Source organism: Planktotalea sp. (assembly GCF_039984035.1).
In the GTDB taxonomy this organism is placed as follows: domain Bacteria; phylum Pseudomonadota; class Alphaproteobacteria; order Rhodobacterales; family Rhodobacteraceae; genus Planktotalea.
On the sequence record NZ_JBDWVM010000108.1, the window covers coordinates 1 to 9,894 of the forward strand.

A 9,894-nucleotide genomic window follows, 5' to 3' on the forward strand; every position below is an offset into this window, starting at 1 on the left:
CGGGCGAGGCGATATGTTCGTTGTCGAAGGCAATCTCTTTGAAGAAGGTTCAGACGCTGTCATTTCGGTCTGGGGCACGTCTTCGCGCGCAATTGATGCCTATAAGGCCGGTGAAACCGCTGATCTGGGGGACGGTGAAACCCTGACGCTACAGGCCAACGGAGATTATCTTTGGACAGGCAATGAAAAACAGATTTCTGGGCGCGCCCAGCGTGTGTTTGCGACTGCAAAGAGCCCACCCAAGTTCACCATCGGGAATTATGTAAACGTGCTCTCATCGGGCAACAGCACAGAAGGAATGTCCAAAGCGTTCTTCAACACGCTGACCGTCACGATCCCCGCAACCATCATCCCCATCACAATCGCCGCTTTTGCCGCCTATGCCCTCGCGTGGATGGAGTTTCCCGGGCGCGCCCTTTTGATCGCTATTGTTGTCGGGCTATTGGTCGTACTTTTGCAACTGGCGCTCATCCCGTTGTTGAAACTGCACCTCGGCATCGGGATCGGAAAGGGCTATCTCGGGGTCTGGATGGCCCATACCGGATTTGGCTTACCCTTAGCCATATATCTGCTGCGCAACTACATGATCGGCCTTCCGCGCGACATCATCGAAAATGCCAAGGTAGACGGCGCAACGGACTTTCAGATTTTCACGAAAATCGTGCTCCCGCTGTCCTTCCCGGCGCTCGCATCATTTGCAATTTTCCAGTTCCTGTGGACTTGGAACGATCTGCTGGTGGCGAAAGTTTTCCTGATCGATGCCACCGGCCAAACAACCGTAATGACGAACCAAATCGTTGAGCTATTGGGCACAAGAGGCGGTAATTGGGAAATTCTGGCGACCGCTGCATTTGTGTCTATCGCAGTGCCCTTGGCGGTCTTCTTTTCCATGCAACGCTTCCTCGTGCGCGGCCTTCTGGCTGGCTCCGTAAAATAGAGACGACAATGACTAGAATGGACAATAAAATCGTGCCTAACACGTTGGAAAAAAATGCAGATTGGTGGCGCGGTGCGGTTATCTATCAAATCTACCCACGCAGCTTTCAGGACAGCACTGGCAGTGGCACCGGCGATCTAAAAGGCATCGCAGACCGGCTGCCTCATATCGCCGACTTGGGCGTAGATGCGATTTGGATTTCACCGTTTTTCAAATCCCCCATGGCCGATTTTGGATACGATGTCAGTGACTACTGTGATGTCGATCCGATGTTCGGCACCTTGGCTGATTTTGACCATCTCGTCAGTGCAGCGCATGCCTTGAACCTAAAGGTGATGATCGATCTTGTGTTGTCGCACACCTCTGAAGAACACCCTTGGTTTGCACAATCCCGAAGCACGAAAGACAACGCCAAAAGCGATTGGTATGTTTGGTCAGACCCAAAGCCAGATGGCACACCGCCAAACAATTGGCTGTCTATTTTTGGTGGCTCCGCATGGCAATGGGATGCGCGCCGCGAACAGTATTACCTACACAATTTCCTGACTTCCCAACCAGACCTGAACTTTCACACACCTGCGGTGCAAGACGCGCTTTTGGATGTCGCACAGTTCTGGCTGGATCGCGGCGTGGATGGCTTCCGGCTGGATACGATTAACTTTTACGTCCACGACGCTGAACTGCGCGATAATCCCGCACTCCCCCCTGAGGAACGCAACGCAACAATCGCGCCGTCCGTGAACCCCTATAACCATCAAATCCATCTCTATTCAAAGAACCGTCCGGAGAATTTCGCCTTTTTGTGGAAACTACGCGCATTGATGGATCAATATGGAGCCGCGGCAGTGGGCGAAGTGGGCGACGCCCAGCGAGGGCTTGAGATTATGGGTGAATATACCGCCGGCGATGATCTTATGCAGATGTGCTATGCCTTTGAATTTTTGTCCAAAGAACAACCCACCGCAGCCCGTATTGCTGAAGTTCTGACAAAGGTCGATGACGTAGCCAGCGATGGCTGGGCCTGCTGGGCATTCTCAAACCACGATGTCGAACGTCATATCAGCCGCTGGACGCTTTCTGATGCCGCTGCGCGCTTGATGACAACCCTAATTCATTGCTTGCGTGGCTCGGTCTGCCTGTATCAGGGCGAAGAGCTCGGCCTCGCCGAGGCAGAGGTCGCGTTTGAGGACTTGCAAGATCCCTACGGTATTGAGTTCTGGCCAGAATACAAAGGACGCGATGGCTGTCGCACGCCGATGGTCTGGCAAAACAGCAATTCACATGGCGGCTTTACTGATGCAACGCCATGGTTGCCGGTTTCCGAAGCGCACCTACACAAAAGCGTTGCCGCACAGACAGAAGACCCCTCCGCAATGCTACATCACTACCGCGCAGCGATTGCTCTAAGACGGGCTCACCCCGCGCTTTCAGCGGGTGAACATAGCGATCTCGGGAGCACCGGTTCAGTGCTGCATTTCAAACGCACATTGGGGCAAGCTGATCTCTTTTGCGCCTTTAACCTCTCGGACACCGAAGCAGGAATTTCCCTGCCAGACGGACAATGGAGCCAAATCGGCCACGATCTTGGCAGCGCACCGATCACCAACAGCGTGGTTAAACTCGCACCGTGGCAGCCGCTTTTGGCACAACGAAACTCATAGAAGGATCACATCATGGCTGATCTCAAACTCACGAATGTCGAAAAGACCTATGGCGGCTCCGTAAACGTCCTGAATGACATCAACCTAGATGTGAAAAAGGGCGAACTTATCGTCTTTGTTGGCCCGTCCGGCTGCGGGAAATCCACACTGCTGCGGATGATTGCAGGGCTTGAAAGCATCTCCAGTGGGGTTTTGGAAATTGACGGCGAAGAGGTGAACAATGTTCCGCCTGCGCAGCGCGGGATTGCCATGGTGTTCCAGTCTTACGCGCTTTATCCGCATATGACGGTGCGGGATAACATGTCGTTTGCCCTCCAATTGGCAAAGAAACCGCAAGTTGAAATTGACGCTGCGATCACCAAAGCCGCCAAAATTCTGCAACTTGATGAGTATCTGGATCGTCTGCCCAAGGCGCTATCAGGTGGGCAACGTCAACGCGTTGCGATCGGGCGCTCCATTGTTCGCGATCCCAAGGTCTATTTGTTTGATGAGCCGCTCTCTAACCTCGACGCAGGGCTGCGCGTTGCTACGCGCATCGAAATCGCGCAGCTGAAGGAAAGCATGCCCGATAGCACCATGATTTATGTGACACACGATCAGGTCGAAGCAATGACACTCGCCTCGCGCATCGTGGTTCTTGCGAACAAAGGCATCGCACAAGTCGGCGCGCCTCTGGAATTGTATGAACGCCCAGAAAACGAGTTTGTTGCGCAATTTATTGGCTCACCTGCCATGAACCTGCTGCCGGGCAAAATCACCGGCACTGGGGCGCAAACAAAGATCGCCCTTGATGGTGGCGGAACCGCAGTTTCAGCCGTGCCTACGACAGAGGCGGACATGGGCCTCAAGGTCAACGTCGGTGTGCGTCCAGAGGACTTTGTACCAACCGAAGGAGACGCAATTTTCAAAGGTAAAGTGAATTTTTCCGAAGCATTGGGCGAGGTAACTTTGCTCTATTTCGAAGCCCAAGGAGACAATACAGCCGTAATCGGAAAACTGCCTGGCATTCAAACCGGCGCGCGCGGAACGTCTATGGCGCTCACGGCTGATCCCGCAAAAGTGCAAGTTTTTCACAACGAAAGGTCGCTCTATTACCGTTGAGTTTCCAGTTCTCTTCGATTGCTCAAGAAATCCGCCTTAGAAAACTAACGGAGTGCAATCGTTCCGTCTGCGGCGAAATTAAATTGGTTATGAGAGCGGATTCAGATAGGGACGCCTTGAAAATGCAGCATTGAATAAAAAAAGACCGAAGTTGGTTTAGTCCCACTTAGCGGCCATCGTCAGTGGTTTTGACGTACTTTTTTGGACGCATTCGCAGCTAATATCAGCTTCGAGCCGAACGTGTAGATTTTCTGCTGCGCGGCCAAAATCGGCTTTTGGGATACAAAACAATAGGCCTTACTAGTCACTTTGGCCAACTTGCTCGAAGAGTTCGGCAGCGAACCCGGTGGTTTCTCTTGAGGTCAAACTAGGTCTTGCTTTTCGAAGTTATCTTCCCCTGTTCTAGTAGGTAGCGCACTAGATCACTGCCAGTATTTGGGTGAGTTGCACACTGTGGTTTTGAGTATAGGTTTGGCCCCCCACATCTGGAGGAGCGTTGAATGACTGGGTGTTGTAACCATTGGTCAACGCTCCAAAACGCTCTCCCCAGAAGGCCTCACGGGCGTCCAATGTCTCGTCACACCAGTATATTTCTTCAACTAGCTCGAACGAGAACGATCGTGGGCCATGCAAATCCCATGCCTTTTGCAGATGAGGATTGGTGTGCTCCCTCATATACAAAGCTTCGACGTGATCGTTCCGACGACTCCAAAGATCTTTGGTTTGGCCCACGTAAAGACGACCTTTTGGTCCTGTAATCTTGTAGATTCCGCATTTTGTCTTTTTCGTTGCCATCTTCCCCATCCAACATCGACATTAGCGGCAGTCTGACGGATCTTTAATGTGTTTTATATGGAAAAAGCTTTTAAGAAGCGTCTGAAATAGGTTTCTCTACCCGTGGTATCCTTAGGCAGACGTCAGGCGGGTCGCAGCGAATTGGCGCTTTGTCCGCAGAGCGGACAGCTACACATTTTCACAAAGGAGCGTTAGCAGCGAATGTCGGCTTCGAGCCCCTTTTCCCCGATGCTGCACTATCGACGAATGTCGGCTGTCTAGTCTTGGGTTACTCCTAGGACCCAAATTGCAATCGCATTTATCGTACCCGGCGAGTATGCATATCGACCTTCCGCTAAGAAACGCATGATCGCAAACCAAGACCAGTCCTTGGTCAGTTGCCAATTGTAGGAACGCGCTTTCAAAAGGCCGTGTGTTGCCTCAGGCCAAACGATGATCTGCGTGGCTTCATTCCGTCTAGCGAGTGCCTCCAGATATATTTCGGCATTACGAACCGCATCCACGTTCAGATCATCGGCACCCCAGATGGCGAGAAGAGGCAGTTCTAAAGTGGACAGTGCCTGTCGTGCATCTGCGGTCCGATTGCGTTGGTTGAAGCCCCAGCGATCGCGAGACATATTTGATGGAGCATCGCTTTCTTTAGCATCCTTCCCGAATATTCGTTCGTCTTCTTGGTTCTGCGCAGTAATCATCTCGTTGATTGTTTCGGTATCGAACCCATCCATTGCAAGCCGTGTGCGTGCGTAATAATCCCCTTGGTCCTGCCAAGAAACTGCGGGGCCCACGAGCACGAGGAAATCAGCGTCTTCTGGCGTTAACGCCGGCAACACCCAGCCAGCCTGTGAAAATCCTATCGCGCCGATAACGATGCCTTCGAAACGGTGCTTTAAAACTTGCAGGGCAGCGCGGGTTTCTGCGGTCCGGTCGGCCATGGACTGGAGCAACCAATTGCCTTTTGACTGCCCGACACCAGGCTTGTCCCAAGCTGCTACTGCAATCCCTTTATCCAGAAAAGCATTGATCATAGGAGCGTATCCACCTGAAGACGTCCGGTCCTGAGCGCCGTCCCCGTAGACGAACGCCACTACGGCATTTGGTGCTTTGTCGGGCAGCCAGATTGTTCCTGAGATACTGTAACCGTCGACCACAAAGTGGAGGCGTTCATCGGCGCGGCGATCCAAATCATGATCAGTAAGCCGCCAAAGGATAAATCCTATGAATGCTAGCACTATAAGACTGGATGCGAGGAGTGCCCAAAGCTTCAATTGATTTCTCTCAGTGCCGTCACCAACTATCATTCAGATAGGAGGCCACGCCAATGAGTTCAATCCAAGCAACGCGCAACTTAACAATCGAAAATGATCTTCGGTACGAGCATCGTCACCTTGCAGCACGCGGGTACTGGAACGCTTTCGCCCGAAAGCTGCGATATCCGTTAGGACCAGAAAAAAAGGCGGTGCATTTCATCGAAAGTGTTCTTGATCCAACTCATGCATTGAGCGCGGTTTCAAAAGATGGACAGTTTCTTGGAGTTGCCGGATTCAAAACATCCAATGGTGCGCTCGTTGGTGGCGGCCTCACTGATATGGCGAGGACCTATGGTTGGATGAGTACAATCTTCCGTGGATTGATGATCAGTGTTTTGGAACGAGATTGTACCGAAGATACGCTGCTGATGGACGGCATCTTCGTTCAAGCAAATGCAAGAGGCCAAGGTGTGGGCACCGCGCTTTTACAAGCGGTTGAGGCCCACGCTGCGTCGATGGGTCTGAGCACTGTACGGTTGGATGTCATCGATTCCAACCTACGTGCCCGCGCGCTCTATGAACGTGAAGGGTATTCCGAGATTACTGTCAAAAATCTCGGCCCACTCCGCGCCGTTTTTGGGTTTTCGGCCGCTATGGAAATGTCGAAATCGGTTGGCTGCTAGCCCAGCGTTACGACACAAGCAGCCATTCAACGTCAGTATTCTTCACTCGCTTTGTCCGCATCTTTCTCATTCGCGAGGCTTGAGATTTCGCTGCGGCTGCTCCAATGTCGGTTGTGCAGTGAAACAAAAGTAGTCAAGATCTGAGACTGGCTCGGAATTCAGTAGGTGTCATCTGCATGTGTTGCCTAAAGGCAGAATTAAAGCCCGATAGCGATCCGTAGCCCACAGAGAGCGCGATCTGCGTTATTTGCATGTCCGTAGTCGATAGGGCTTCGACGGCGTTCATGACCCGAATATGGCGTAGAACCTCACGCCACGTCATGCCCATTTCGCTCGCAAAACGACGCGCCAAGGCGCGTGGCGATTGGTTGGACATCACAGCAATTTCTTCAAAGTTCAATTCTGTATGTGCCATGCTCTCGGTGAGTTGCATCGCCTTGAGGAGTTGCGATGAAACCGGTGACGGCAATACACATTTGCTTGGAACCAAAGCTAACTTTTGAACCACGTCTGCTAGCGTCCCGAAAATGCGTTCCGCAAACGGGGACAGCGGCCCGACGTCACTTCCCCAATCCCGGCATTCGCGGACGAGTTCTCGTGCGAGCGGAGACATTTCGAATACCGTCAAAACACGTTGTGGCTTGGCCATAACCTTGGGGGAAAACAGGACGGAAGCTGTAGTCAGCTTTGACAAGACGGTGATCGTGATTGGGTGATCTGCTCGGATCAAGGCAGCGCGCGCAGGAGGCAGCGTCCAACGCTGCCCATCAGCCTCTAAGCGAACGGCTCCCTCCAAAGCGTATAACAAATAATGCCGATCCACCTCAAATTCTGAGGGCTCAGCGGGCTCGAAACTTCGATGAAAACAATAGGCGTCCGGTTGCATATGCCTTGTTTAGTTTTGATTGATTGTAGCGTCAAATCGCTTACTGGTGGGTGGCGTAACCATGATGGGGCGCAAAGTTTCTCCGATGGATACAAAACTGTCGGATGCAATATAGGCTTCAAATGAATCAGAGCTGGCCCACTCATGCAGGACGCCGACATCCTGCTGGTTCGTTGCATCAAGGAATGGAATAAAGGCGATACATCCATCCATCGCACGAACGGCCGAGACCTCTTGTTTCAGTGTTTCTATTGCGGACGTTCTGTTCTCAGGTGCTACAGAGAAGATTACATGAGCGATGAGCATTTAGATGCCTTCCTGTGATCAAGGTTTTGAAAAGATATAGCCGAGACTGGTCCGGCTTGGTGGACCAGTCAAAAATTTGTGTACGCGCATCTTTGTCAGGCCGGCGTCTTGCGCCATTTTGCAAATGGTTTCAGGCCGAAACCAACGATGCCGAAACCGAAGCCAAATCATCCAATTGCACCAATGCGGCTTGGAAACGGTCAAATATAGACGCCCGCCCGATAGCAGTTGATCAGCAAGCTTTTGCATCACGTCGGATGCATCATCAAAATGTTCTAAAACGTGAGATGCGAGGATCGTGTCAAATTTTTCATTCTTGGGAAAGTCCTCAAACGTCGAGTGCACGATTTGCGGGCTCAGTCCGCGCTGCATAAATTTTTCGCGGGCCCGCGCAAGCATCTCAGAGGAGGGATCAAGGAGTATCATGTCTTTGCTACCTCCGGCTTCGATCCACGAAAATGCGAATGTACCTGTGCCGGTTCCCACATCCAAAACCGTCCCGGATGCCAAGGTGGAATTTGCCAGGAAATCAGAATAGGCGCCTACGTAGCCAAGACGATGGGCTTTCTTGCTCCAGTGAGGAGCGACTTTTTCATATGCCATGAGTGTGTTCATGCCTAAAAGTTTAGACTTTTAAGGGCCGCTTGCTCACGCGCAGATGCCAGATATTGACGTGAAACGGCCAAGAACATTTTCGCACTGCTAGCGGCAAAGCCGACTTTGGCACAACCTGCAGCATCTACAGCTTTGGGCTCGCTGTCAGATTTCGCCGCCAGTTGTTCGAATATCTGCATATGATCTGCCGACGATCATTCATTGCGTCGTAAGCTGCGATATGAAGGGCTTGGCCTGAGCAGCTGATGTCCGCTCTGAACTTGCCTGCTGCGCTGGCATTGGTCTGTTCAGAGCCCAAAACGATCTATGCTGCAAAACGCAGCAATGTCTGTTTTGAAACTGGGCACGTTCCACCTGACCAAAAACCAGCGTCAGAACGAAGTGGTTGCGCTTTGGTTTATTGGAGCAATCGCCTGGACAAGATCTGGACTGCCGCTTCAAATCGTTGCGGGTCTTGTGCGACGCGGGCTGCCAGTTGCGCACCTTCGAGCAAAGGCAGGGTGGCGGCGGCTTCGGCTGCCGGATCGGCGACATGTAGGATCGTTTCATCGGCTTGGCCCAGTGAATACACCCTCTCAAGCCATTGGGTCATCATTGTGCGAAAACGGCCCATTTCAGCAATCGTGTCTGCTGACAGGTTTTCTGTACTGGTCGAAAAAGACACGCATAGGCACAGGCTTTGACCGCCTTCAAGTGCGCCATGATATCGCTTGATCAAAGCGGTCAAACGCGCCGCCCCTGTTGCATGGTCTTGGTCAATCTCGTCGCAAGCGGATTCCAAATCTGAATAATACCGCTGCATCAAAGCGATGGTCAAAGCTGCTTTACTGGCGAAATGATGATGAATACTGGCCTTGGTGATTCCGACGTCGGCGGCCAGGTCGGCGTAACTGAACCCATCAAAGCCACGCTTGCGCGCGGCCCGTTCAGCCGAATTGAGAAGAATTGTCTTGGTATCGGTCGCCATATCTTACCCAAGCCCTGTTTTACTGAAGTTACTTAGAACATTTTCTGCCGCTTCCAAAGCACCTTCGATGTAGCCCCCGAAGTCAGGGGCAACCTCTGTCCCTGCGAAATGCAGTTTTCCGTTCCACAGGTTGGTCATCGCCTGCGGCAGTCCGTATGTCGGATGGCTGTAAAACGGTGCCTGATCCGCTTCGGTCGCAGTATAGGGATCAAAGGCCCAGTCTTTGACATAGAGCTTTTGGGGGTCGGCTGCTTGCGGCCCGAACAGCCGTACCAATTGCACGCGGAGGTGCTGATGCAACAGTTGTTCGTCCACGCGACCTTGGGGCGGTACGCCAATAAATCCAAACAAACCATATGGTCCCCCCTCAAGCGGGGATGCATCATGGATTTCTACCATCGGGCCTATCCGGCTCATCGCGTCACCGGACAAGCCTTGCGTGCGCCAGAATGGTGTATCATACACTGCGACAGCCTTGGCCTGACCTGCCATCCATGTCGCGACACCTGTCATGGCTTGGAGGGCGTTTGCAGGTAAAGCGGGTGAAAACGTTATCTCGGCCGCAACACGTGGCGGGACGGCAAAGACAACGTGGTCTGCAGAAACGTGCTCGCCATTTGTCAGTGTCGCCGTGCACTGATCGCCGGACATGTCCAGTTTCATGACCTGTGCGTTGAGCCGTTTGCGATGATCCGG

At 52.4% G+C, this 9,894-nt stretch carries 11 protein-coding genes; 4 read left to right on the forward strand and 7 right to left on the reverse strand.

The features are described 5' to 3' along the window. The 3 genes from ABJQ89_RS04790 to ugpC form a co-directional block, all read left to right on the forward strand. On the forward strand, positions 1-937 hold a 937-nt coding region (locus ABJQ89_RS04790; RefSeq protein WP_348495126.1), incomplete at its 5' end, for a carbohydrate ABC transporter permease. A gap of 8 nt (positions 938-945) precedes the next feature. Next, entirely contained in the window at positions 946-2,598 is a 1,653-nt protein-coding gene (locus tag ABJQ89_RS04795; RefSeq protein WP_348495127.1) for an alpha-amylase family glycosyl hydrolase, read from the forward strand. 12 nt (positions 2,599-2,610) lie between these two features. Next, positions 2,611-3,699 carry a sn-glycerol-3-phosphate ABC transporter ATP-binding protein UgpC gene (ugpC, locus tag ABJQ89_RS04800; protein WP_348495128.1) on the forward strand — a complete coding sequence of 363 codons (1,089 nt, stop codon included), beginning with the start codon at positions 2,611-2,613 and terminating at the stop codon, positions 3,697-3,699. Between the two features lie 417 nt (positions 3,700-4,116). On the opposite strand, the gene ABJQ89_RS04805 is transcribed toward ugpC, so the two are convergent. Together ABJQ89_RS04805 and ABJQ89_RS04810 are read right to left on the reverse strand one after the other, a co-directional pair. Next, complete coding sequence (locus tag ABJQ89_RS04805) at positions 4,117-4,494, reverse strand: GIY-YIG nuclease family protein (protein ID WP_348495129.1); 378 nt, start codon at positions 4,492-4,494, stop codon at positions 4,117-4,119. Positions 4,495-4,751: 257 nt separating this feature from the next. Then, a complete protein-coding gene (locus ABJQ89_RS04810; protein WP_348495130.1) occupies positions 4,752-5,792 on the reverse strand; it encodes an alpha/beta hydrolase in 1,041 nt (346 codons plus the stop codon). A gap of 20 nt (positions 5,793-5,812) precedes the next feature. On the opposite strand from ABJQ89_RS04810, the gene ABJQ89_RS04815 reads away from it, so the two are divergent. After that, positions 5,813-6,424, forward strand: a complete 612-nt coding sequence (locus ABJQ89_RS04815) for a GNAT family N-acetyltransferase (protein WP_348495131.1) — start codon at positions 5,813-5,815, stop codon at positions 6,422-6,424. Between the two features lie 133 nt (positions 6,425-6,557). Here ABJQ89_RS04815 and ABJQ89_RS04820 read toward each other — a convergent pair whose 3' ends face one another. The 5 genes from ABJQ89_RS04820 to ABJQ89_RS04840 form a co-directional block, all read right to left on the reverse strand. Continuing rightward, positions 6,558-7,232 (reverse strand): AraC family transcriptional regulator, encoded by a 675-nt coding sequence (locus tag ABJQ89_RS04820; protein ID WP_348495132.1) that lies wholly within the window; start codon positions 7,230-7,232, stop codon positions 6,558-6,560. A gap of 87 nt (positions 7,233-7,319) precedes the next feature. Then, a complete protein-coding gene (locus ABJQ89_RS04825; protein ID WP_348495133.1) occupies positions 7,320-7,616 on the reverse strand; it encodes an antibiotic biosynthesis monooxygenase in 297 nt (98 codons plus the stop codon). A gap of 18 nt (positions 7,617-7,634) precedes the next feature. Then, complete coding sequence (locus tag ABJQ89_RS04830) at positions 7,635-8,219, reverse strand: class I SAM-dependent methyltransferase (RefSeq protein WP_348495134.1); 585 nt, start codon at positions 8,217-8,219, stop codon at positions 7,635-7,637. 409 nt (positions 8,220-8,628) lie between these two features. Beyond that, the gene (locus ABJQ89_RS04835) at positions 8,629-9,198 is read right to left on the reverse strand and encodes a TetR/AcrR family transcriptional regulator (RefSeq protein WP_348495135.1); all 570 of its coding nucleotides are present in this window, start codon (positions 9,196-9,198) and stop codon (positions 8,629-8,631) included. A gap of 3 nt (positions 9,199-9,201) precedes the next feature. Next, a partial coding sequence (locus tag ABJQ89_RS04840) for an FAD-dependent oxidoreductase (protein WP_348495136.1) occupies positions 9,202-9,894 on the reverse strand: 693 nt, incomplete at its 5' end.

Excerpts from the sequence above, each read along its gene's own strand:
- ABJQ89_RS04815 (WP_348495131.1), top strand. The coding sequence starts at position 5,813 with ATGAGTTCAATCCAAGCAACGCGCAACTTAACAATCGAAAATGATCTT.
- ugpC (WP_348495128.1), top strand. The coding sequence starts at position 2,611 with ATGGCTGATCTCAAACTCACGAATGTCGAAAAGACCTATGGCGGCTCC.
- ABJQ89_RS04835 (WP_348495135.1), bottom strand. The coding sequence starts at position 9,198 with ATGGCGACCGATACCAAGACAATTCTTCTCAATTCGGCTGAACGGGCC.
- ABJQ89_RS04810 (WP_348495130.1), bottom strand. The coding sequence starts at position 5,792 with ATGATAGTTGGTGACGGCACTGAGAGAAATCAATTGAAGCTTTGGGCA.
- ABJQ89_RS04830 (WP_348495134.1), bottom strand. The coding sequence starts at position 8,219 with ATGGCATATGAAAAAGTCGCTCCTCACTGGAGCAAGAAAGCCCATCGT.
- ABJQ89_RS04795 (WP_348495127.1), top strand. The coding sequence starts at position 946 with ATGACTAGAATGGACAATAAAATCGTGCCTAACACGTTGGAAAAAAAT.
- ABJQ89_RS04805 (WP_348495129.1), bottom strand. The coding sequence starts at position 4,494 with ATGGCAACGAAAAAGACAAAATGCGGAATCTACAAGATTACAGGACCA.
- ABJQ89_RS04825 (WP_348495133.1), bottom strand. The coding sequence starts at position 7,616 with ATGCTCATCGCTCATGTAATCTTCTCTGTAGCACCTGAGAACAGAACG.